This window comes from Pseudomonas sp. ADAK13, assembly GCF_012935715.1.
In the GTDB taxonomy this organism is placed as follows: Bacteria; Pseudomonadota; Gammaproteobacteria; order Pseudomonadales; family Pseudomonadaceae; genus Aquipseudomonas.
In genome coordinates this window covers 3,503,973-3,527,435 of the sequence record NZ_CP052860.1, presented here as the reverse complement: position 1 = coordinate 3,527,435, position 23,463 = coordinate 3,503,973, and the positions used below count along the sequence as shown (strand labels likewise).

Annotated in this window: 20 protein-coding genes and 1 pseudogene; 14 read left to right on the top strand and 7 right to left on the bottom strand. The window is 59.1% G+C overall.

The window, feature by feature from the left end:
* The 4 genes from frr to rpsB all read right to left on the bottom strand — a co-directional run bounded on the left by frr (nt 1) and on the right by rpsB (nt 3,301).
* Nucleotides 1–558 carry a ribosome recycling factor gene (frr, locus tag HKK54_RS16275; RefSeq protein ID WP_010176756.1) on the bottom strand — a complete coding sequence of 186 codons (558 nt, stop codon included), beginning with the start codon at nt 556–558 and terminating at the stop codon, nt 1–3.
* A complete protein-coding gene (gene pyrH, locus HKK54_RS16270; protein WP_003219327.1) occupies nt 555–1,298 on the bottom strand; it encodes a UMP kinase in 744 nt (247 codons plus the stop codon). The genes frr and pyrH overlap by 4 nt, the downstream gene beginning before the upstream one ends.
* 210 nt (nt 1,299–1,508) lie before the next feature.
* A complete protein-coding gene (gene tsf, locus HKK54_RS16265) occupies nt 1,509–2,372 on the bottom strand; it encodes a translation elongation factor Ts (protein ID WP_008432237.1) in 864 nt (287 codons plus the stop codon).
* Between the two features lie 191 nt (nt 2,373–2,563).
* On the bottom strand, nt 2,564–3,301 hold the full coding sequence (gene rpsB / locus HKK54_RS16260; RefSeq protein ID WP_003219330.1) for a 30S ribosomal protein S2: 738 nt from the start codon (nt 3,299–3,301) through the stop codon (nt 2,564–2,566).
* A 385-nt stretch (nt 3,302–3,686) separates the two neighbouring features.
* Here rpsB and map point away from each other — a divergent pair, with 385 nt between their 5' ends.
* The 5 genes from map to HKK54_RS16235 all read left to right on the top strand — a co-directional run bounded on the left by map (nt 3,687) and on the right by HKK54_RS16235 (nt 10,582).
* Entirely contained in the window at nt 3,687–4,469 is a 783-nt protein-coding gene (gene map, locus HKK54_RS16255; protein WP_169387225.1) for a type I methionyl aminopeptidase, read from the top strand.
* Nucleotides 4,470–4,530: 61 nt separating this feature from the next.
* On the top strand, nt 4,531–7,233 hold the full coding sequence (locus tag HKK54_RS16250) for a [protein-PII] uridylyltransferase (RefSeq protein ID WP_169387224.1): 2,703 nt from the start codon (nt 4,531–4,533) through the stop codon (nt 7,231–7,233).
* 46 nt (nt 7,234–7,279) lie between these two features.
* Complete coding sequence (dapC, locus tag HKK54_RS16245; protein ID WP_010176759.1) at nt 7,280–8,479, top strand: succinyldiaminopimelate transaminase; 1,200 nt, start codon at nt 7,280–7,282, stop codon at nt 8,477–8,479.
* A 560-nt stretch (nt 8,480–9,039) separates the two neighbouring features.
* Nucleotides 9,040–9,717 (top strand): M12 family metallopeptidase, encoded by a 678-nt coding sequence (locus HKK54_RS16240; RefSeq protein ID WP_081480150.1) that lies wholly within the window; start codon nt 9,040–9,042, stop codon nt 9,715–9,717.
* Between the two features lie 136 nt (nt 9,718–9,853).
* Nucleotides 9,854–10,582 (top strand): M12 family metallopeptidase, encoded by a 729-nt coding sequence (locus HKK54_RS16235; RefSeq protein ID WP_169387223.1) that lies wholly within the window; start codon nt 9,854–9,856, stop codon nt 10,580–10,582.
* Between the two features lie 63 nt (nt 10,583–10,645).
* On the opposite strand, the gene HKK54_RS16230 is transcribed toward HKK54_RS16235, so the two are convergent.
* Nucleotides 10,646–12,289 (bottom strand): Na+/H+ antiporter, encoded by a 1,644-nt coding sequence (locus tag HKK54_RS16230; RefSeq protein ID WP_010176761.1) that lies wholly within the window; start codon nt 12,287–12,289, stop codon nt 10,646–10,648.
* 212 nt (nt 12,290–12,501) lie between these two features.
* Between HKK54_RS16230 and HKK54_RS16225 the strand changes: the two genes are divergently transcribed.
* From HKK54_RS16225 to HKK54_RS16205, 5 genes and pseudogenes are all read left to right on the top strand, one after another.
* Nucleotides 12,502–12,864 (top strand): ArsC family reductase, encoded by a 363-nt coding sequence (locus HKK54_RS16225; protein WP_010176762.1) that lies wholly within the window; start codon nt 12,502–12,504, stop codon nt 12,862–12,864.
* 33 nt (nt 12,865–12,897) lie between these two features.
* The gene (gene dapD / locus HKK54_RS16220; protein WP_010176763.1) at nt 12,898–13,932 is read left to right on the top strand and encodes a 2,3,4,5-tetrahydropyridine-2,6-dicarboxylate N-succinyltransferase; all 1,035 of its coding nucleotides are present in this window, start codon (nt 12,898–12,900) and stop codon (nt 13,930–13,932) included.
* Between the two features lie 69 nt (nt 13,933–14,001).
* The gene (locus tag HKK54_RS16215) at nt 14,002–15,207 is read left to right on the top strand and encodes an aminotransferase class V-fold PLP-dependent enzyme (protein ID WP_169387222.1); all 1,206 of its coding nucleotides are present in this window, start codon (nt 14,002–14,004) and stop codon (nt 15,205–15,207) included.
* Nucleotides 15,204–15,617 carry a SufE family protein gene (locus HKK54_RS16210; protein WP_169387221.1) on the top strand — a complete coding sequence of 138 codons (414 nt, stop codon included), beginning with the start codon at nt 15,204–15,206 and terminating at the stop codon, nt 15,615–15,617. The genes HKK54_RS16215 and HKK54_RS16210 overlap by 4 nt, the downstream gene beginning before the upstream one ends.
* Nucleotides 15,618–15,906: 289 nt before the next feature.
* Nucleotides 15,907–16,853 (top strand): annotated as a pseudogene (locus HKK54_RS16205) (IS110 family transposase).
* A gap of 57 nt (nt 16,854–16,910) precedes the next feature.
* Here the strand turns inward: HKK54_RS16205 and tcdA are convergent.
* A complete protein-coding gene (gene tcdA / locus HKK54_RS16200) occupies nt 16,911–17,720 on the bottom strand; it encodes a tRNA cyclic N6-threonylcarbamoyladenosine(37) synthase TcdA (protein WP_169387220.1) in 810 nt (269 codons plus the stop codon).
* A 218-nt stretch (nt 17,721–17,938) separates the two neighbouring features.
* On the opposite strand from tcdA, the gene HKK54_RS16195 reads away from it, so the two are divergent.
* The 4 genes from HKK54_RS16195 to HKK54_RS16180 all read left to right on the top strand — a co-directional run bounded on the left by HKK54_RS16195 (nt 17,939) and on the right by HKK54_RS16180 (nt 23,041).
* The gene (locus HKK54_RS16195) at nt 17,939–20,533 is read left to right on the top strand and encodes a glycosyltransferase (RefSeq protein WP_010176767.1); all 2,595 of its coding nucleotides are present in this window, start codon (nt 17,939–17,941) and stop codon (nt 20,531–20,533) included.
* A 91-nt stretch (nt 20,534–20,624) separates the two neighbouring features.
* Nucleotides 20,625–21,776 (top strand): succinyl-diaminopimelate desuccinylase, encoded by a 1,152-nt coding sequence (dapE, locus tag HKK54_RS16190; RefSeq protein WP_169387219.1) that lies wholly within the window; start codon nt 20,625–20,627, stop codon nt 21,774–21,776.
* Nucleotides 21,776–22,585 (top strand): putative RNA methyltransferase, encoded by an 810-nt coding sequence (locus HKK54_RS16185; protein WP_169387218.1) that lies wholly within the window; start codon nt 21,776–21,778, stop codon nt 22,583–22,585. The genes dapE and HKK54_RS16185 overlap by 1 nt, the downstream gene beginning before the upstream one ends.
* Before the next feature lie 78 nt (nt 22,586–22,663).
* Complete coding sequence (locus HKK54_RS16180; RefSeq protein WP_010176770.1) at nt 22,664–23,041, top strand: hypothetical protein; 378 nt, start codon at nt 22,664–22,666, stop codon at nt 23,039–23,041.
* Nucleotides 23,042–23,213: 172 nt separating this feature from the next.
* Here HKK54_RS16180 and HKK54_RS16175 read toward each other — a convergent pair whose 3' ends face one another.
* Nucleotides 23,214–23,423, bottom strand: coding sequence for a cold-shock protein (locus HKK54_RS16175; RefSeq protein ID WP_003219353.1), 210 nt, complete (start codon nt 23,421–23,423; stop codon nt 23,214–23,216).
* Nucleotides 23,424–23,463 lie beyond the last annotated feature (40 nt).

Genomic DNA, 23,463 nt, shown 5'->3' with positions numbered 1-23,463 from the left:
TTATACGGCCATCAGGTCCTTTTCTTTGTCTTCCGTGGCCTTGGTGATCTGGGCCTCGGCATCTTTGGTCAGCTTGTCGATATCGGCGACGGCACGACGCTCTTCGTCTTCGCTGATTTCCTTGTCCTTGACCAGCTTCTTCAGGTCGCCCAAGGCATCGCGACGGATGTTGCGCACGGCAACACGCGCATCTTCAGCTGCGCTGCGCGCCTGCTTGGTGAAGCCCTTACGGGTTTCTTCGGTCAGGGCTGGCATGGAGATCAGCAGCAGTTCGCCCAGGTTGGTCGGATTGAGGTTCAAACCGGCGCTCTGGATGGCCTTGTCGACGGCACCGAGCATGTTGCGCTCAAAGGCCACGACTTGCAGGGTACGGGAGTCTTTTACAGTGATGTTGGCCACTTGGGTGATGGAGGTATCAGCGCCGTAGTACGGCACCATCACGCTGCCCAGAATGCTTGGGTGAGCCTTGCCGGTACGAATCTGGCCAAATGCATGGTTCAGAGAGTCCAGGGATTTCTGCATGCGCTCTTGAGCGTCTTTTTTGATTTCGTTGATCATTGTTCGATTTCCTCGATCAGAGTCCCTTCCGCGCCGCCGTGTACGATGTTCAGCAGGGCGCCGGGCTTGTTCATGTTAAATACGCGCAGCGGCATCTTGTGGTCGCGGCACAAGCAAATAGCCGTCAGGTCCATCACGCCCAGCTTGCGATCCAGTACTTCATCATAAGTCAGATGATCGAACTTCTCGGCATGCGGGTCTTTGAATGGGTCTGCAGTGTAAACACCGTCAACCTTGGTGGCTTTGAGCACCACGTCCGCGTTGATCTCGATACCACGCAGGCACGCTGCCGAATCGGTGGTGAAGAACGGGTTGCCGGTACCGGCAGCAAAAATCACTACCTCTTTGGCATCCAGGTGACGCATGGCTTTGCGACGATCATAGTGATCCGTTACACCGACCATGGAAATAGCCGACATGACGATAGCGGTGATGTTGGCGCGTTCCAGGGCGTCACGCATCGCCAGGGCGTTCATCACAGTGGCCAGCATGCCCATGTGGTCGCCTGTCACCCGATCCATGCCGGCAGCGCTGAGTGCCGCACCGCGGAACAGGTTGCCGCCGCCGATCACCAGACCGACCTGAACACCGATACCGACCAGTTGGCCGACTTCCAGCGCCATGCGGTCGAGTACTTTGGGATCGATCCCAAACTCTTCCGACCCCATCAGGGCCTCGCCGCTAAGCTTGAGTAGAATGCGTTTATAGCGAGCCTGATGACCACTGCCCTGCTGAGCCATTGCGAATCTCTCCTGCGGCGTATTTTTGAAAATTCTTGGCAAGCCGTTTACGGCCTGCGTTCACTCTAGCTTGACGCTGTCACAGCGCCATCGGAACACGGCTTTGTAAGCCAGTTCCAAAGGGAAACCAATAAAAATTGATCACCCCATTTGAAAAGAGGCTGCGCGCGTAAGCGGGCAGCCTCTTTTGGGCGACAGTTAAAAACCGTCTTACTTCTTGGTGGCAGCCAGCTGGGCAGCAACTTCTTCAGCGAAGTTGTCGACCGGCTTCTCGATGCCGTCGCCTACTTTGTAGTAGGTGAAGGAAACGATTTCAGCGCCAGCTTTCTTGGCCAGTTCGCCAACCTTGATTTCAGGGTTCTTGACGAATGCCTGCTCAACCAGGGAAGCCTCAGCCAGGAACTTGCTGATACGGCCTTTCACCATGTTTTCAACGATGTTTTCAGGCTTGCCTTTGATTTTTTCTTCGTTCAGCTGCAGGAACACGGCTTTCTCGCGTTCGATGGCTTCAGCAGAAACTTCCGATGGCAGCAGGAACTCAGGGTTGCTGGCCGCTACGTGCATAGCGATGTCTTTGGCCAGTTCAACGTTGCCGCCTTTCAGGGCAACCACAACACCGATCTTGTTGCCGTGCAGGTAAGCACCAACAACATCACCTTCAACGCGGGTCAGGCGACGAATGTTAACGTTCTCGCCTACTTTACCAACCAGAACCAGACGATCAGCTTCTTGAGCTTCGATCAGCGGAGCGGCGTCGGTCAGCTTGTCAGCGAATGCTTTTTCAACGCTGGCAGCGACGAAGTTCTTGAAGTCGTCTTGCAGGGCCAGGAAGTCGGTCTGCGAGTTAACTTCCAGGATAACGGCCGATTTGCCGTCTTCCTTGATTGCGATAGCGCCTTCAGCAGCGACGTTGCCTGCTTTCTTGGCGGCCTTGATGGCGCCCGAAGCACGCATGTCATCAATGGCTTTTTCGATGTCGCCGCCGGCCTTGGTCAAGGCCTTTTTGCAATCCATCATGCCTTCGCCGGTACGCTCACGCAGTTCTTTAACCAACGCTGCAGTAATCTCTGCCATTTTCAAAATCCTCTTGGATAGGTTTTCAACCATTCCACCCGATTGAACGGGCGATCAATTCTTCCCGAACCACCTTGTAGGCCGCTGCACGTTACAGATGTTGTAGCTGCGCTGCCGACAAATGGTTTTCGAGGTGGCAAAAAGGGGGCCAAGCCCCCTTTTTGCTTACTGAGTCAACGCCAAGGCGTCAGTTACTCAGCTGCTGCTACCGGAGCTTCTTCAACGAACTGCTCGGTGCCGCCAGCAACGTGGTTGCGGCCACGGATTACAGCGTCAGCCATCGAACCCATGTACAGCTGGATAGCGCGGATTGCGTCATCGTTGCCTGGGATGATGTAGTCAACGCCTTCCGGGCTGCTGTTGGTATCGACTACGCCGATAACCGGGATGCCCAGCTTGTTGGCTTCGGTGATCGCGATGCGCTCGTGATCAACGTCGATAACGAACAGTGCGTCAGGCAGACCGCCCATGTCCTTGATACCACCCAGGGAACGATCGAGCTTTTCCAGGTCGCGAGTGCGCATCAGCGCCTCTTTCTTGGTCAGCTTGGCGAAAGTACCGTCTTCGGCTTGCACTTCAAGGTCACGCAGACGCTTGATGGAAGCACGGATGGTTTTGAAGTTGGTCAGCATGCCGCCCAACCAGCGGTGATCGACGTACGGCGAACCGCAACGTGCTGCTTCTTCAGCAACGATCTTGCCAGCGGAACGCTTGGTGCCGACGAACAGAATCTTGTTTTTGCCCTGGGCCAGGCGCTCTACGAAAGTCAGAGCCTCGTTGAACATTGGCAGGGTTTTTTCAAGGTTGATGATGTGGATCTTGTTACGCGCGCCGAAAATGTATTTACCCATTTTCGGGTTCCAGTAACGGGTCTGGTGACCGAAGTGCACACCGGCCTTCAGCATATCGCGCATGTTGACTTGGGACATGATAGTTCCTTAATAAGTCGGGTTTGGCCTCCACGTATCCCAATGACCAACCAGCGGCATTCGCCTCCGGCACCCAGGTCATCGTGTCGACACGTGTGTGGATTTAAGCTTTGCGGGGTATCCCCGGAAAGCGGCGCATTTTATACCACAGAGCTTGCAAAAACGAAACCCGCAATCACATTTGCCGTCAGTCGCTTTTGCCTAAGCCTTTGAATAGAGCCAGAATGCCCCCATCCTTATAGACAGAAGCGATCGCCAGACGCTCATGGTTTCACCCCTGCGTCTGCTAGAATCGCGTTTTTTGGGCTTGTGCGAATTCTGCAACCTTTTGTCGCACACCCGTAAACCGTATTGATTTCAGCGCGTCGCGCTAGAGAGAGCCTGTATGACCGTAACCCTCAAAACCGCCGAAGACATCGCTGGCATGCGTGTCGCCGGCAAACTGGCTGCCGAGGTGCTGGAAATGATTGCCGAACACGTCAAGCCCGGCGTCACCACCGAAGCGCTGGACCGCATTTGCCACGACTATATCGTCGACGTGCAAAAAGCCATCCCTGCGCCGCTGAACTACAAGGGCTTCCCCAAGTCGATCTGCACCTCGATCAACCACGTGGTGTGCCACGGGATACCCGGCGACAAACCCCTGAAAGACGGCGACACCCTGAATATCGACGTCACCGTGATCAAGGACGGCTACCACGGCGACACCAGCCGTATGTTCCACGTCGGCACTGTACCGGTATGGGCCGAGCGCCTGTCGCAAGTGACCCAGGAATGCATGTACAAGGCCATCGAAATCGTCAAACCCGGCTGCCGCCTGGGCGACATCGGTGAAATCATCCAGAAGCACGCTGAAAAGAACGGCTTCTCGGTGGTGCGCGAATTTTGCGGCCACGGCATCGGCAAGGTGTTCCACGAAGAGCCACAAATTCTGCACTACGGCCGCGCCGGCACCGGCATGGAGCTGAAGGCAGGCATGACCTTCACCATCGAGCCGATGATCAACCAGGGCAAGGCCGACACCAAGGTGCTGGGCGACGGCTGGACCGCCATCACCAAGGACCGCAAGCTCTCGGCACAGTGGGAACACACCCTGCTGGTGACCGACACCGGCTACGAGATCTTCACCCTGCGCGCCGACGACACGATTCCTCGCGTTTCGGCGTAATGTTTGCACCGGTTTTCTAATTGCAACGCTGTGACCCATAGATAGAAAGGAAAACCGATCGATGCCCCAGGTGGATCCCGAACTCTTTGACCGTGGCCAGTTCCAGGCGGAACTGGCGCTGAAGGCAAGCCCTATTGCCGCCTTCAAGAAGGCCATCCGTCAGGCCCGCGAAGTGCTCGACGCGCGCTTTCGTAGCGGCCGGGACATTCGCCGGCTGATCGAGGACCGCGCCTGGTTCGTCGACAATATCCTGCAAAAGGCCTGGGAACAGTTCATCTGGAGTGAAGACGCCGATATCGCCCTGGTGGCGGTCGGCGGCTACGGCCGCGGCGAACTGCACCCCTACTCCGACATCGACCTGCTGATTTTGCTCGACAGCGCCGACCACGAGATCTTTCGTGATTCCATCGAGCGTTTTCTGACGTTGCTATGGGACATCGGCCTGGAAGTCGGCCAAAGCGTGCGCTCGGTGGACGAATGCGCCCAGGAAGCCCGCGCCGACCTGACGGTGATCACCAACCTGATGGAAAGCCGCACCATCGCCGGCCCCGAGCGCCTGCGCCAGCGCATGCTGGAGGTCACCAGTACCGCGCACATGTGGCCGAGCAAGGATTTCTTCCTGGCCAAGCGCGCCGAGCAGAAAGCCCGGCACCACAAGTACAACGACACCGAATACAACCTGGAACCCAACGTCAAAGGCTCCCCGGGCGGGCTGCGGGATATCCAGACAATTCTGTGGGTTGCCCGTCGCCAGTACGGCACCCTGAACCTGCGGGCCCTGGCCGGGGAAGGCTTTCTGGTGGAGAGCGAAAACGCCCTGCTGGCCTCCTCCCAGGAATTCCTGTGGAAAGTGCGCTACGCGTTGCACATGCTGGCCGGGCGCTCCGAAGACCGCCTGCTGTTCGATCACCAGCGCTCCATCGCCACCTTGCTGGGGTTTGAAGGCGAGGATGCGAAGACCAGCATCGAAAGCTTCATGCAGCAGTACTACCGCGTGGTGATGAGCATTGCCCAGCTCAGCGACCTGATCATCCAGCACTTCGAAGAAGTGATCCTGGCCCCGGAAGACGAAGCGCCACCGCAGCCGATCAACTCACGCTTCCAGCTGCACGATGGCTACATCGAGGCACGCAACGACAACGTATTCAAACGCACGCCGTTCGCCATGCTGGAAATCTTCGTGCTGATGGCCCAGCAGCCGGAAATCAAGGGCGTGCGCGCCGACACCATTCGCTTGCTGCGGGAAAACCGTCACCTGATCGACGACGATTTCCGCCACGACATTCGCAACACCAGCCTGTTTATCGAGCTGTTCAAGTGCAAGATCGGCATCCACCGCAATCTGCGGCGCATGAACCGTTACGGGATTCTGGGGCGTTACCTGCCGGAGTTCGGCTTTATCGTCGGGCAGATGCAGCACGACCTGTTCCACATCTATACGGTGGACGCCCACACCCTGAACCTGATCAAACACCTGCGTAAGCTGCAGTACACCCAGGTGTCAGAGAAATTCCCACTGGCCAGTAAGCTCATGGCGCGCCTGCCCAAGCCCGAGCTGATTTACCTGGCCGGCCTGTACCACGACATCGGCAAGGGCCGGCACGGCGATCACTCGGAAATTGGTGCGGTAGACGCCGAGGCGTTCTGCCAGCGCCACCAACTGCCGCTGTGGGACAGCCGCCTGATCGTGTGGCTGGTGCAAAACCACCTGGTGATGTCCACCACCGCCCAGCGCAAGGACTTGTCCGACCCGCAGGTGATCCACGATTTCGCACAGATCGTCGGCGACGAAACCCGTCTCGACTATCTCTACGTCCTCACCGTGTCCGACATCAACGCCACCAACCCGACGCTGTGGAACTCCTGGCGTGCCAGCCTGTTGCGCCAGCTCTACACCGAGACCAAGCGCGCGCTGCGTCGCGGCCTGGAGAACCCGGTGGACCGCGAGGAGCAGATCCGTCGCACCCAGAGCGCAGCCCTGGATATCCTGGTGCGCGGAGGCAACGACCCGGATGACGTCGAGCAACTCTGGTCGCAACTGGGGGACGACTACTTCCTGCGCCACACCGCCGGCGACGTGGCCTGGCACAGCGACGCGATCCTGCAGCAGCCGACCGATGGCGGGCCACTGGTGCTGATCAAGGAAACCACCCAGCGCGAGTTCGAGGGCGGCACGCAGATTTTCATCTACGCGCCGGACCAGCACGACTTCTTCGCCGTGACCGTGGCCGCGATGGACCAGCTCAACCTGAACATTCACGACGCCCGGGTGATCACCTCCAGCAGCCAGTTCACACTCGACACCTACATCGTGCTCGACACTGAAGGCGAGTCCATCGGTGACAACCCGGAGCGGGTGAAAAAGATCCGCAAGGGCCTCACCGACGCCCTGCGCAATCCCGACGACTACCCGACCATTATCCAGCGCCGGGTACCGCGCCAGCTCAAGCACTTTGCGTTTGCCCCCGAGGTGACCATCCACAACGACGCCCAGCGCCCGGTGACCGTGCTGGAACTCAGCGCGCCGGACCGCCCGGGCCTGTTGGCGCGGATCGGCACGATCTTCCTGGAGTTCGACCTGTCGTTGCAGAACGCCAAGATTGCGACCCTGGGCGAACGGGTAGAAGACGTGTTCTTTATTACCGATGCCGACAACCAGCCGCTCTCCGACCCTGAACTGTGCCGACGCTTGCAGGAAGCCATCGTCCAGCAGTTGAGCGTCAACCAGGAGACTGGCGTCGAGATGTCACGGTTGAGCATCTGACCGACCGCCCATTTTCAGCTTCCAATGAATTGAACGAGATCCACCGATGAACAATGCCCTGAACCAGCTGCAGCCCTACCCGTTCGAGAAACTGCGCGTCCTGCTGGGCAGCGTCACGCCGAACCCGGACAAACGCCCGATCGCCCTGTCCATCGGCGAGCCAAAGCACAAATCCCCGCAGTTCGTTGCCGATGCGCTGGCCAACAACCTGGACCAGATGGCGGTGTACCCGACTACCCTGGGCATCCCCGCTCTGCGTGAGGCGATTGGTGCCTGGTGCGAACGCCGTTTCAGCGTGCCCAAGGGCTGGCTCGACCCGGCGCGCAACATCCTGCCGGTGAACGGCACCCGTGAAGCGTTGTTCGCCTTCACCCAGACCGTGGTCAACCGTGGCGACGACGCGCTGGTGGTCAGCCCGAACCCGTTCTACCAGATCTACGAGGGCGCGGCCTTCCTCGCCGGGGCCAAGCCGCACTACCTGCCGTGCCTGGATGAAAACGGCTTCAATCCGGATTTCGACGCGGTGTCGCCGGACATCTGGAAACGCTGCCAGATCCTGTTCCTGTGCTCCCCCGGCAACCCGACCGGCGCACTGATCCCAGTCGACACCTTGAAAAAGCTGATCGCCCTGGCCGACGAATACGACTTCGTGATCGCCGCCGACGAGTGCTACAGCGAGCTGTACTTCGACGAACAAACCCCGCCACCGGGCCTGCTCAGCGCCTGCGTGGAACTGGGTCGCCAGGACTTCAAGCGCTGCGTGGTGTTCCACAGCCTGTCCAAGCGCTCCAACCTGCCGGGCCTGCGTTCGGGTTTTGTGGCCGGTGACGCCGAGATCCTCAAGGGCTTCCTGCTGTACCGCACCTACCACGGCTGCGCGATGCCGGTGCAAACCCAGCTGGCGAGCATTGCCGCCTGGCAGGACGAAGCCCACGTGCAGGCCAACCGCGACCTGTACCGCGAGAAATTCGATGCCGTGCTGGCCATTCTCAAGCCAGTGCTGGATGTGCAAGCGCCGGACGGTGGCTTCTACCTGTGGCCGAACGTGGACGGTGACGATGCCGCTTTCTGCCGCGACTTGTTCGTGGAAGAACACGTAACCGTGGTGCCGGGCTCGTACCTGTCACGGGAAGTGGACGGTTTCAACCCGGGCGCCGGGCGTGTACGCCTGGCACTGGTTGCGCCGCTGGCAGAGTGTGTGGAAGCGGCAGAGCGGATTCGCTCATACGTCATCCGAAACCGGTAACCCGCCTACCGCCTTCCCAAACGCGCCCGGACGGGGAAATCCGGGCGTAATGAGCGCCACCCACAGGCTTCCAAAACCTCTGGGTGGAAACGCCAATGATCAACCCTCCCCAACACGTGCCGCAGTTCAATACGCCGATATATACCGAATAGCCAACACCTGCCGTCATACATCGCCCCCAATGGCGTGATGCCGCCTCAGACTGCAAAACTCAAGGTGTTGGGCTACCCGGAAATTGAAGAACAGTTGTTGCAGCGACAATACCCAACTGGAACGGGCAACGCGAACGTCCCCTACGCAAACAGTAATTTCACTAAAGCCCGCACAGCCCGGCGCAGTTCGGGCCACGATGATAAAACACACGCCCCTTCCAAGAGCGTATCGGGTAAAAAATCCTACTTAGAACGCCGCCGTCTTTCCACTCGAAAAATATATTCGCTTACACGTTCAGCGGAACTATTCCCACAATAAATTCCAATATAGGGCGCTAGGCAGTGAGTACAAGAAAATTGAAACCATTGACCAATAGAAAATGAAACTATCCTTTCGAGATTAAAAACATGACGACGCTTGCGCCCCACTACCCCTCAGCATTTAATACTTCATACCCATCTCCAAACAATCTGGACCCCGTCGAAGATTACTCGAATGCAAACCCGCCTCCTGTAGCCAGAAACGAACGAGGCGTGGCAGATCCCAAGTTACTCTGGCCACAGGGTTCGACCATCACAATATCCCTGCTGGGCATGACGAATGACCAGGAACAGTTAATGAAGGACAACATCAACAAGTGGGCACCTTACACCAACCTGAAATTTGAATTTGTAAATACAAAGGAAGGCGATATACGCATAGCAACAGAACCTGAAACTCTTGGCGGCTGGTCAAACGTAGGGACATCAGCAAAATCCATACCTATCGACAAACCCACAATGGCCATTGGATTGCAAGGCGACAAGGAAGAACTGGAAGGCGCGATAATACATGAGTTCGGACATGCATTAGGCCTAAAGCATGAGCATCAACATCCCGACAGGCAACTGCCGGACTCCGACTACCTACTGGGCTTTCCGACTTATCCACGTACAGATGTTACGACATCAAAATACGATAGGTCTTCCGTCATGCATTACGTTTTTTCGACAAAAGCCGACGGCAGTTCTCGCTCTGAAAACAATCAAATATCAGAGGGCGATAAAGCTTTCATGCGCACGCTCTACCCTCCTATCACTGAATAGATATAACTAACCGTCACGCAGCAAAAAAACTGCTCATCAGGAAGGACTGACAAAGATCACTACAGGCAAAATCAATAATTTTGTGTTTCTTCAATAACTAAAAATTCAACAATCAGGAAAGTGAAGGACATTACCAATGGCGACTCCCCTCAACAGTTACACATCCTCCTCATACGCAGCTTCTAACTACTCAATACAACCAAACGACGATCAAACCTCGAGTACTTCAGCCAGCACCAGAAAAACCAGAGGAGCCGCCAACGATCGATATCTCTGGCCACAAGGCTCAACCATTAAAATCGGGTTTGTTGACGTCAATGAAAAAGATAAAGCCCTCATCGAAAAAAATATAAATAAGTGGGCACCTCATGTAAACCTCACGTTCGAATTCATTGATGATCCGAAAAACGCCGATATAAGAATCGAAGTAGATCCTGCAATGTCGGGTGGTTATTCATGGATAGGCACCGAGGCAAAACTACACCCACACGATAAAGCTCACGTCACAATCGGCACTCGAGGTTCCGAGGAGAATACGGAAGATACAATAATGCACGAATGGGGACATGTATTAGGCTTGGAACATGAACATGCGCATCCAGACAGAAAACTTGAAGACCCCAACCTAGGAAGAGAAGACGCTATAAAACGCGATGCCAACCACACATTCTCCCCCTACGACAAAGACTCTATCATGCATTATAAATACAAATACGAAGCCGGCAGAGCGGTTGACTTTATCCCCAATACTATCTCCGCAAAAGATATAGAGTTTGTCAGCTCCCTCTATCCACCACTCGACAAAAAATCGCCAGCACCAAACTACCCACATCCATTACAGAACCCACCCATCCACCCCACCTGATACATCATCTTGAGCACAAAGGTTAGCGACGATATCGAGCATCACCAGCCCTTGTTTACCGGGTCATTTCATATGCCCCAAATTCGCCTCACTCATGTCCAAATCAGCCAGCACTTCCCTTAACACGTCATCACCTATCTGGTGATGACGGCTCAGGCTATACAACTCCAAACGCTGTGCTCTTAACGCCTTCAGTCGCAACTTGCGCTCCAGTTGATCCATCTGAAACGCCAACGCCTGGGCTTCCGCAGAGTCGTTGAACACTTCCAACTGATGACGATACTCCGACATCAACCGCGCCTTGAGCTCAGTGGCCAACGCCGCTTGGGCGGCATCCTGGGGTGCCGCTTCCGCAGGTTCTTCGGCCTCCAGGGCATGAATCGCCGCTTCAGCGGTTTTCTTCCAGGCGTCACGCACCTCGCTGCGACGCTTGTCGTCCGGACTCTTTTCAATGCCCCGCAGCAGCAACGGCAAGGCGATGCAGGCGGCGACCAGCGACAGCAGGATCACTCCGGCGGCGATGAAGATCAGCAGGTCACGCTGAGGAAAATCCTGGCCCGGCGCCAACAACAACGGCACCGACATCACACCCGCCAACGTCACCGCACCTCGCACGCCACCCACGGTCAACAGCCAGCAGGAACGGGCGGTCGGTACCAGTGTCAGTTCACTTTTCCCACGCAGGCGCCGGAGCAATCCTGACAGGCGCCAGATGCTTTGCACCCAGATAAACCGCAACACCACCAACACCAGGAAAATCGCGATCACGTCCAGGCAGCGGTACAGCAACGTCGGCCACAGCGTCGGTTCGTGGCTGACCACGGCCTTGATGATGTCCGGCAGTTGCAGGCCCAGCAGCAGGAAGATCAACCCGTTAAACGCAAATTCCAGCAGCGACCACACACTGCGATTGAGCAGCCGGGTGCTGGTCTGGCGCGGCAGCAGGTCGAGCCAACTTTGCATCATCCCTGCGGCCACCGCCGACAAGATGCCCGACGCGCCAAGGCGCTCCGCCAGCACGTAAGCGGCAAACGGCAGCAGCAACATGAACACCACGTGCGTCGCCGGGTCGTCCCAGCCCCGGGCGATCATCCAGGACCGGAGCCGGCCCACCAGCCAGCTCAAGGCCACACCAATAGCCAGGCCACCGACGGCGACGAGCACAAAGGTCAGGCTGGCATCAGCCAGGGAAAACACCCCGGTCAGCGCCGCCGCCAGGGCGAATTTGAACGTCACCAGGCCCGATGCGTCATTCATCAACGCCTCGCCCTGAAGCATGTGCATCAACGGCGTGGGCAAGCGGTTCTGGGAAATGGCTGACACCGCCACGGCATCCGTCGGCGACAAGACGGCCGCCAGGGCGAAGGCCACCGGCAACGGAATACTCGGCAACAGCCAATGAATGAAGTAACCGGCGCCCACCACCGTAAACAGCACCAACCCCACCGCCAGCGTCAGGATCGGCCCGCGCAGGCGCCACAGTTCACGCTTGGGCATGCGCCAGCCATCGGAGAACAGCAGGGGCGGCAGGAACAGGAAAAGAAACAACTCAGGGTCCAGGGCCACATGCAGCCCCAGGGTCGGCCAGGCCAACAAGGCCCCGGCGGCGATTTGCACCAGAGGTAACGGCAGTGGGATAACACGCCCGACCAGACGCGAAACGCTGACCAGCATCAGCAGGATAAGTACGGTGTAAGCGGTTTGCATAACGCGGGATTCCCAGACAATCAACTTGCAACAACACACATCAGGCAACAACTCGCCGTTGAAGTGCCATATTAGCCGCCTATGCTGCGCGATGGCCTTTGCACAAAAGTCGCACGCAGCAACACGCAGTTGTGACGAGCGGCGCCGAAAGCCGCTGGCCATGGCATAATCCGTGGCCTTTCATCTCCGTCAGCCCAAAGGGGGGCAATTCCTTGACCGCTTCAAGCAAAACGTTGCACCTTTTCGGCATCAAAGCCTGCGACACCATGAAAAAGGCGCGCACCTGGCTCGATGAACACGCTGTCAGCTATGAGTTTCATGACTACAAGACGGCCGGTATCGACCGCGAACACTTGACCCAATGGTGCAACGAGCACGGTTGGCAGGTGGTTTTGAACCGTGCGGGCACCACCTTTCGCAAACTCGAAGACGAACGCAAAGCCGATCTCGACCAAGCGAAAGCCATTGAATTGATGCTCGCGCAACCCTCGATGATCAAGCGCCCCGTGCTTGATCTCGGTGACAAAACCCTGATTGGCTTCAAGCCAGATAGTTATTCGGCGGCCCTCAAGTAGGCCAGCCCACTCCATTTTTGTAGAGGTAACAGCATGTCCAATTCCCTGTTCAGCCTGGGCTTCGGCGTAGGCACTCAGAACCGCCAAGGTGCTTGGCTGGAAGTATTTTACGCACAACCGCTGCTCAACCCTTCGGCTGAAATCATCGCGGCCATCGCACCGATCCTCGGTTACACCGAAGGCAACCAGGCCATTACGTTCACCGTCACCCAGGCCCTGCAGCTGGCTGACGCGCTCAAAGGTGTTGACGCCGCCCAAGCCGCCCTGTTGAGCCGCCTGGCTGAAAGCCACACCCCGCTGGTCGCCACGCTGCTGGCCGAAGACGCCGCGCTGACCTCCACCCCTGAGGCGTACCTCAAGCTGCACCTGCTGTCCCATCGCCTGGTCAAGCCGCACGGCCTGAGCCTGGCCGGTGTGTTCCCGCAGCTGCCGAACGTGGCCTGGACCAGCCAGGGCGCGATCGACATCGCCGAACTGGCCGAGCGCCAACTGGAAGCCCGCCTGCGTGGCGAGTTGCTGGAAGTGTTCTCGGTGGACAAGTTCCCGAAAATGACCGACTACGTGGTGCCGAGTGGCGTGCGTATCGCTGATGCCGCACGTATCCGCCTGGGCGCCTACGTGGGCGAAGGCACCACCGTGATGCACGAAGGTTTCGTCAACTTCAACGCCGGCACCGAAGGCCCGGGCATGATCGAAGGCCGCGTATCGGCTGGCGTGTTCGTCGGCAAGGGTTCGGACCTGGGCGGCGGTTGCTCCACCATGGGCACCCTGTCGGGCGGCGGCAACATCGTGATCAAGGTCGGCGAAGGCTGCCTGATCGGCGCCAACGCCGGTATCGGCATCCCGCTGGGCGACCGCAACACCGTTGAGTCGGGCCTGTACGTGACCGCCGGTACCAAGGTGGCGCTGCTGGACGAGGCCAACCAACTGGTTAAAGTGGTCAAGGCCCGTGAGCTGGCCGGCCAACCGGACCTGCTGTTCCGCCGCAACTCCGAGACCGGTGCCGTGGAATGCAAAACCCACAAATCGGCCATCGAACTGAACGCAGCGCTGCACGCTCACAACTAAGCAGCGACTCGATGCCACTGACGGCCCGTACCTTCCCGGTGCGGGTCGTTTATACGAGCCTTGATCACCATGCTTGTGCCCTCTCCCTGGCGCGCCGATTTTCCGGCCATCGCCACCCTGCAACGGCAAGACCAGACTTATCTGGACAACGCCGCCACCACGCAAAAACCTCAAGCCCTGCTGGACGCCATCAGCCATTACTACACCAATGGCGCAGCCAATGTGCACCGTGCCCAGCATTTGCCGGGCGCCCACGCGACCCAGGCCTTCGAGGACAGCCGCAACAAGGTGGCACAGTGGCTGAACGTCGGCGACGACGGGCAAATCATCTTCACCCATGGCGCGACTTCAGCGCTGAACCTCCTGGCCTATGGCCTTGAGCACTTATTCAACCCGGGCGACGAGCTTGTCATCAGCGCCCTGGAGCACCACGCCAACCTGCTGCCGTGGCAGCAACTGGCCAAGCGTCGCGGGCTGGAACTGGTGGTTTTGCCACTTAACGAAGACGGCTTGATCGACCTGCAAGCTGCCGCCGAATTGATCGGCCCGCGTACCCGGCTGCTGGCGGTGAGCCAACTGTCCAACGTGCTCGGCGCCTGGCAGCCGTTGCCGCAGTTGTTGGCGCTGGCCAAGGCCCACGACGCACTGACGGTTGTGGATGGCGCCCAGGGCATCGTCCACGGTCGCCATGACCTGCAGGCACTGGGCTGCGACTTCTACGTGTTTTCCAGCCACAAACTCTACGGGCCGGATGGCGTTGGCGTGCTGTATGGCCGCACTGAGGCCCTGCATCACCTGCGCCACTGGCAGTTTGGTGGCGAGATGGTGCAACTGGCTGACTATCAAAGCGCCAGCTTCCGCCCCGCCCCCCTCGGCTTCGAAGCCGGGACGCCGCCAATCGCCAGCGTGATCGGCCTGGGTGCGACCCTGGATTACCTGAGTTCCCTCGACCTGCACGCGGTGATGGCCCACGAAGCCGCCCTGCACGACTACCTGTTGCGTGGCTTGCAAGCACGCAAGGGCATACGGCTGCTGGGTTTGCCACAGGTGGCCCTGGCCAGCTTTGTGGTGGACGGCGTGCACAACGCCGACCTCGCCCACTTGCTGACTGAACAAGGGATTGCCGTACGCGCCGGCCATCATTGTGCGATGCCGCTGCTCAAGCAGATGGGGCTCTCCGGGGCGATTCGGGTGTCGCTGGCGCTGTATAACGACTCCGATGACCTGGAGCGTTTTTTTGAAGCGCTGGATCAGGCCCTGGATATGCTGCGATGAGCTTGCCGGCGGAGGCCGTTGTGGCGCTGCAGGCGTTTCAGGTGGTCGGGAGTTGGGAGCAACGCGCCCGCCTGCTCATGCAATGGGGCGAGCGTCTTCCCGCGTTGCCGGATGAAGACAAGGTCGACGCCAACCTGGTGCAGGGCTGTGAAAGCCTGGTGTGGCTGGTGGGGCGCTTGCAGGATGGCCACTGGCAGTTTGCCGCCAGCAGCGATGCGCGGCTGATACGCGGGCTGGTGGCGTTGTTGCTGGCACGGGTTAACGGTTTGTCTGCCGCTGAGTTGCAGGCGGTCGACTTGCCCGACTGGTTCAATCAACTGGGTCTGTCGCGGCAGCTATCACCGTCACGCAGCAATGGTCTGAATGCAGTGCTTCAGCGCATGCGGAAGTTGAGCCTCACACAAAACTAAATGTGGGAGCGGGCTTGCTCGCGAAGGCGGAGTGTCAGTCACCAGATAGGTCGACTGATACACCGCGTTCGCGAGCAAGCCCGCTTGTATGCTAGGACTTGAAGGGAGGAGGAGGGACAAAGCCCGATTCTGACTGTTGGCGCAGTACAGACCGTGGGAGATTTCGCCCCTCCTCCTTTCACCCAAGCGCCGATAAAGAATGCATCTGGCTATGACCGACGATAGGAACAAGCCTGCGCCTCTGGGTGAGCCCTTCAAGTGCTCAAAACCATAGCCCGGAGGAAGTCTCATGGCAATGCCAGTTCCTGTCTCAAAGCCGATCATTGGCGTCGATGTTGCTAAAAATGAGCTGGTGATTTACCACGCCGAGCTCGACCTGTTGGAAGTGATCCCCAACAACAAAACCGCCATTAAAAAATGGCTGAAAGCCCTGCCGGGCGCTGTGTCCGTTGCGATTGAAGCGACCAACATATATCACCTGGAGTTCGCTGACCTGGCCTATGAAGCTGGTTGCGTGATCTACATGGTGGGCGGTTATGAGCTCAGCCATTATCGTAAAGGTGTGAATATCCGGGCTAAGACCGACGCCCAGGATGCCAAGTTGCTTGCTCGCTATCTAAAAAACGAAGCCGATGAACTTCGCCCTGGACGCCGCCATCTCCCCTGTATCGCCAGCTTTTGAGTCTTTTTCGTCGCCGGGCGGCGCTGGTTCAGGCACGCGTCAGCCTGACTCAAAGTTGGGCGAATGAGCCGTTGCTGAAGGCCTCTTTTGCCGAGCAAATGAAGTCGATGCAAAAGCTAGAAAGCCTGATTGAAAAGATGATCGCTGATCGGCTGAAAGAAGCTGGACTATCGGATCAACTAAAGCGTTGCCTGAAAGTTGAAGGTATCGGCTTTTTGACTGGGGCCCGTTTGGTTACCAGCTTCCAACGCGGTGATTTTAGAAACGCGGACGCGTTTATCGCTTTCTTGGGTATGGATTTACGCGTTTCTAAGTCAGGACAGAAAGATAATCGTCGCAGCTTGAGCAAGCGTGGCGACTCAGAAGCGCGTCGTCTTTTGCACAACGCAGCAATGGCGGCCAGCCGAACGGCTGCATGGAAGGAGTTTTATCAAGCACAACGGGCGCGGGGTTATAGCACCACTCAGGTACTGGTAATGCTGGCCCGTAAGCTTGCTCGAGTGGTATTTGCATTGCTGAAAGGACAAAGCGAATACCAACCAAAGGTTGGTTGAGGGTTGCCCCTCAACCATAGAATCTCCCACATTTTGATCTTCGCTCGGAGCACAGAGTTATGTGGCCTTCACTCGATCCGAAGGCCGGCGCACGCCGGCCACAATCTTGTCCACCGCTTTGGTCGCCGCCACCATACCGAAGGTCGCGGTGACCATCATCACCGCGCCAAACCCGCCGGCGCAGTCCAGCTTCACGCCATCCCCGACAAAACTCTTCTGCAAACAGATGCTGCCGTCCGGCTTCGGATACCGCAGCTGTTCAGTGGAGAACACGCAGGGCACGCTGTAATGGCGGGTCACGGTGCGGGAGAAGCCGTAGTCGCGGCGCAACGTAGAGCGCACTTTCGACGCCAGCGGGTCGTTGAACGTACGGTTCAAGTCACACACCTGAATCAGCGTCGGGTCGATCTGCCCGCCCGCACCGCCGGTGGTGATGATCTGGATCTTGCGCCGCTTGCACCAGGCAATCAGCGCCGCCTTGGCGTTCACGCTGTCGATGCAGTCGATCACGCAATCGATGTTGGGCGTGATGTACTCGGCCATGGTTTCGCGGGTGACGAAATCCGCCACCGCATGCACGGTGCAGTCGGGGTTGATGCCCTTCAGGCGCTCGGCCATGACCTCGACCTTGGGCTTGCCCACGGTGCTGTCCAGCGCGTGCAACTGGCGGTTGCTGTTGCTGACGCAAACGTCGTCCAGGTCAAACAGCGAAATCTCGCCCACGCCGCAGCGGGCGATGGCTTCCGCCGCCCACGAGCCCACACCGCCCACGCCGACGATGGCCACATGGGCCGCCTTCAGGCGCTCCAGGCCTTCAATGCCATACAAGCGGGCGACGCCGGCAAACCGTGGATCTTCTGTACTCATGACCATTACCCCAAAAACCGGCGCGCATTATAGGGCGTTGCCGCGACAAGTTCGACGCATCCAGCTACAAGTAAAGAACTTAGGTCAACTTTCGCTGCCCAATGTCCGGTTTTTCTCGGCTTGCTGTACGGTCAGTGAAAGGCCGGTGTAGGATGCGCGCCGTTCGGCGCAGGCCGACACCTCTTTTCGTTCCACACCTTTTGGAACCCGAAATAGCCATGTCATCGCGTAAATTTGGACTCAACCTGGTGGTGGTGCTGGCAATTGCCGCGCTGTTCACCGGCTTCTGGGCGCTGATCAACCGCCCGGTCACTGCCCCTAACTGGCCTGAACAGATCTCCGGTTTTTCCTACTCGCCGTTCCAACAAGGCCAGTTCCCGCAGAAAGACCAGTATCCGACTGACGATCAAATGCGTCAGGACCTTGCGATCATGAGCAAGCTGACGGACAACATCCGCACCTACTCGGTCGACGGCACCCTGGGGGATATCCCCAAGCTGGCGGAAGAGTTCGGCCTGCGGGTGACGCTGGGGATCTGGATCAGCCCGGACCTGGAGCGCAACGAGCGCGAGATCCAGCGTGCCATCGAAATCGCCAACAGCTCCCGCAGCGTCGTGCGGGTAGTGGTGGGTAACGAAGCGCTGTTCCGTGAGGAAATCACCCCGGAAGCCCTGATCGTGCTGCTGGACCGGGTGCGCGCTGCCGTGAAAGTGCCGGTGACGACTTCGGAGCAATGGCACATCTGGGAAAAGAACCCGCAACTGGCCAAGCACGTCGACCTGATCGCCGCGCACATCCTGCCGTTCTGGGAATTCATTCCGATGGACAAGGCCGGCCAGTACGTACTCGACCGCGCCCGGGACCTGAAGAAACTGTTCCCGAAAAAGCCGCTGCTGCTGTCGGAGGTTGGCTGGCCGAGTAACGGTCGCATGCGCGGTGGCAATGAAACGTCCCCGGCCGACCAGGCGATTTACCTGCGCACACTGGTGAACAAGCTCAATCGCCAGGGCTACAACTACTTCGTGATCGAGGCCTTCGATCAGCCGTGGAAGGTCAGCGATGAAGGTTCGGCCGGCGCCTACTGGGGCGTGTTCAACGCCGCACGCCAGCAGAAATTCAACTTTGAAGGGCCGGTGGTGGCGATTCCGCAATGGCGGGTGCTGGCCATCGGCTCGGTGGTGCTGGCACTGCTGTCCCTGACCTTGCTGATGATCGACGGCTCGGCCCTGCGCCAGCGTGGCCGGACCTTCCTGACCTTCATCGCGTTCCTGTGCGGTTCGGTGCTGGTGTGGATTGGTTACGACTACAGCCAGCAATACAGCACCTGGTTCAGCGTGACGGTCGGCATTCTGCTGGCCCTCGGCGCCCTGGGCGTGTTTATCGTGTTGCTGACCGAGGCCCACGAACTGGCCGAAGCGGTCTGGACCCACAAACGCCGGCGCGAATTCCTGCCGGTTGAAGGGGATTCGGACTACCGCCCGAAAGTCTCGATCCATGTGCCGTGCTACAACGAGCCGCCGGAGATGGTCAAACAGACCCTCGACGCCCTGGCGGCCCTCGACTATCCGGACTACGAAGTCCTGATCATCGACAACAACACCAAGGACCCGGCCGTGTGGGAGCCCGTGCGCGACTACTGCGAAACCCTGGGCCCGCGCTTCAAGTTCTTCCACGTCTCGCCCCTGGCCGGTTTCAAGGGCGGCGCGCTGAACTACCTGATCCCGCATACCGCCAAGGATGCCGAAGTCATCGCCGTGATCGACTCCGATTACTGCGTGTCGCCGAACTGGCTCAAGCACATGGTGCCGCACTTCGCCGACCCGAAAATTGCCGTGGTGCAGTCGCCACAGGATTATCGCGACCAGAACGAAAGCACCTTCAAGAAGCTCTGCTACGCGGAATACAAAGGCTTCTTCCATATCGGCATGGTCACCCGCAACGACCGTGACGCGATCATCCAGCACGGCACCATGACCATGACCCGTCGCTCGGTCCTGGAAGAACTGGGCTGGGCCGACTGGTGCATCTGCGAAGACGCCGAACTGGGCCTGCGGGTCTTCGAAAAAGGCCTGTCGGCGGCGTACTACCACGACAGCTACGGCAAGGGCCTGATGCCCGATACCTTTATCGACTTCAAGAAACAGCGTTTCCGCTGGGCCTATGGGGCGATTCAGATCATCAAGCGTCACACCGCAAGCCTGTTGCGCGGCAAGGACACCGAGCTGACCCGTGGCCAGCGCTACCACTTCCTCGCGGGTTGGTTGCCGTGGGTGGCCGACGGCATGAACATCTTCTTCACCGTGGGCGCCCTGTTGTGGTCCGCGGCGATGATTATCGTGCCGACGCGGGTTGACCCGCCGCTGCTGATTTTCGCGATCCCGCCCCTGGCGTTGTTCGTGTTCAAGGTGGGCAAGATCATCTTCCTCTACCGTCGTGCGGTGGGTGTGAACCTCAAGGATGCGTTCTGCGCGGCGCTGGCCGGGTTGGCGTTGTCCCATACCATCGCAAAGGCGGTGCTGTACGGCTTCTTCACCACCAGCATTCCGTTCTTTCGTACACCGAAGAACGCTGATAACCACGGCTTCTGGGTCGCGATTTCCGAAGCCCGGGAAGAGATGTTCATCATGCTGCTGTTGTGGGGCGCCGCACTGGGGATTTACCTGGTGCAGGGCCTGCCGAGCAATGACATGCGCTTCTGGGTGGTGATGTTGCTGGTGCAGTCGCTGCCGTATGTAGCGGCGCTGATCATGGCGTTCCTGTCGTCGCTGCCGAAACCGGCAGCACCTGCGCCGGCGCCCGCCCCGACGGCGTAAAATCTCGCGCAATGCACTAAACGGCGGCCTCTGGCCGCCGTTTTGCTATAAGATAACGGCCATTTTGCGCGCCCTGCACTGGAGTTTTTACATGACGGCCCACGCCGACCTTTCGCCGACCCTCCAACTCGCTATCGACCTGATCCGTCGCCCGTCGGTGACGCCGGTCGACGCCGATTGCCAGAAGCTGATGATGCAGCGCCTGGGCGACGCCGGTTTTGCGCTTGAGCCGATGCGCATCGAGGATGTGGATAACTTCTGGGCCACCCACGGCAAACACGAAGGCCCGGTATTGTGCTTCGCCGGCCACACCGACGTGGTGCCGACCGGCCCGGTCAAGGCCTGGCAGAACGACCCGTTCGACGCGTTGATCGACGAAAACGGCATGCTCTGCGGCCGTGGCGCAGCAGACATGAAAGGCAGCCTGGCGGCGATGCTGGTCGCCTCCGAGCGCTTCGTCACCGACTACCCGGACCACAAGGGCTCGGTGGCTTTCCTGATCACCAGCGATGAAGAAGGTCCGGCGCACCACGGTACCAAAGCCGTGATCGAACGCCTGGCGGCCCGCAAGGAGCGCCTGGACTGGTGCATCGTCGGCGAACCGTCGAGCACCACCCTGGTGGGCGATGTGGTCAAGAACGGCCGTCGCGGTTCCCTCGGCGCCACCCTGACCGTGCGCGGCGTGCAAGGCCACGTGGCCTACCCGCACCTGGCAAAGAACCCGATCCACCTGGCCGCCCCGGCCCTGGCCGAACTGGCCGCCGAGCACTGGGACGATGGCAACACCTTCTTCCCGCCCACCAGCTTCCAGATCTCCAACCTTAACTCCGGCACCGGCGCCACCAACGTGATTCCGGGCGACCTGACGGCGGTGTTCAACTTCCGTTTCTCCACCGAGTCCACCGTTGAAGGCCTGCAACAGCGGGTTGCGGCGATTCTCGACAAGCATGGCCTGGACTGGCATGTGGAGTGGGCGCTGTCGGGCCTGCCGTTCCTCACCGAACCGGGCGCGTTGCTGGATGCCGTTTCCGCCAGCATCAAGGCTGTCACCGGCCGCGAGACCAAGGCGTCCACCAGCGGCGGCACCTCCGACGGGCGCTTCATTGCGACCCTCGGCACTCAGGTTGTAGAGCTGGGCCCGGTCAACGCGACGATCCATCAGGTCAACGAGCGCATCCTCGCCAGCGACCTCGATGTGTTGACCGAAATCTACTACCAGACCCTGATCAAGTTGCTCGCCTGATGCTTGCTTGCCCCATTTGCAGTGCACCGCTCCACGACGTGGACAACGGCGTGGCCTGCCCGGTCGGGCATCGTTTCGACCGCGCGCGCCAGGGTTACCTGAACCTGTTGCCGGTGCAGCACAAGAACAGCCGCGACCCGGGCGATAACCTGGCGATGGTTGAAGCGCGCCGCGACTTCCTCAACGCCGGGCATTACGCCCCGGTGGCCAGGCGCCTGGCCGAACTGGCCGCTGAGCGCAAACCCCAGCGCTGGCTGGACATCGGTTGTGGCGAGGGTTACTACACCGCGCAAATCGCCGATACCCTGCTGCGCGCCGATGGTTATGCGCTGGATATTTCCAAGGAAGCGGTCAAGCGCGCCTGCAAGCGCAACCCCACCGTGACCTGGCTGATCGCCAGCATGGCCCGGGTGCCATTGGCCGATGCCAGCTGCCAGTTCCTCGCCAGCGTCTTCAGCCCGCTGGATTGGCTGGAGGCCAAGCGCCTGCTCAGCCCGGGCGGCGGCTTGATGAAGGTTGGTCCCACCAGCGGCCATCTGATGGAACTGCGCGAGCGCCTGTACGACGAAGTGCGCGAGTACACCGACGACAAACACCTGGCACTGGTACCGGACGGCATGAGCCTGCAACACAGCGAAACCCTGGAGTTCACGCTCAGCCTGGACGACCCCAAGGATCGCGCCAACCTGCTGGCCATGACGCCTCACGGCTGGCGCGCCAGTGCCGAGCGCCGGGCCCAGGTGATCGAAGCCGCCGAACCGCTGCTGGTCACTGTGTCGATGCGCTACGACTATTTCGTGCTTCAATAACCCATTATTTTGTGGGCCTCTTGGGGCCTGCGCCGAATCCGCGAATGGATTTTCAAAATCCCGCAATGAGGAACATCCATGCGCCAACCTGATATCGAGATTTACCTCAAGGACGCCGACGTCGACCACAAGGCCATCGCCGCCTGGCTGGGCGCCGCCCTGGGCCCGTGCACCGACTGGGTCCAGCGCGGCCAGACCTACAAGTGCACCGCCGGCAGCGTGCCGGTCACCTGGTTGCCGAAAGCCGTAGGCAAATGGAACAGCCTGTACCTGGAAAGCGACCAGACCCCGTGGGAAGACGACATCGCCTGCGCCCGGGCGGCCTTTGCCGCGCTGAACGTCGAAGTGCGTTGCGCGCCCGGTAGCTGGGTTGAGGAAGAAGGTGAAGAAAGCGCGGATACCTGGATTCGTATCAGCGAAGACGGTGAAGAGCAGATCACCTGGAAAACGGCATAAAGCCAGGCTGACAAGGCCTCACTGTGCAAACCCAATCAAATGTGGGAGCTGGCTTGCCTGCGATGGGCCCACCTCGGTCATTCAGCCAAACCGCGGCGATGCTATCGCGGGCAAGCCCGGCTCCCACATTCGACCGGGTTCCCACATTTAAAGGTGTGTTGTGCCTGCCGAGTTACAGCCCAACCACATCCTCAGCCTGCAAGCCCTTCTCGCCTGTCACCACGGCGTATTCCACCTGCTGGCCTTCAGCCAATGAACGATGCCCTTCACCGCGAATGGCGCGGTAGTGCACAAACACGTCCTTGCCATCTTCCCGCTGGATAAAGCCGTAGCCCTTGGCGTCATTGAACCACTTCACATTGCCGGTTTCGCGCGTTGCCATCTGTTTTGCTCCCACATGCTTTTTATAAGTACGTTTATTG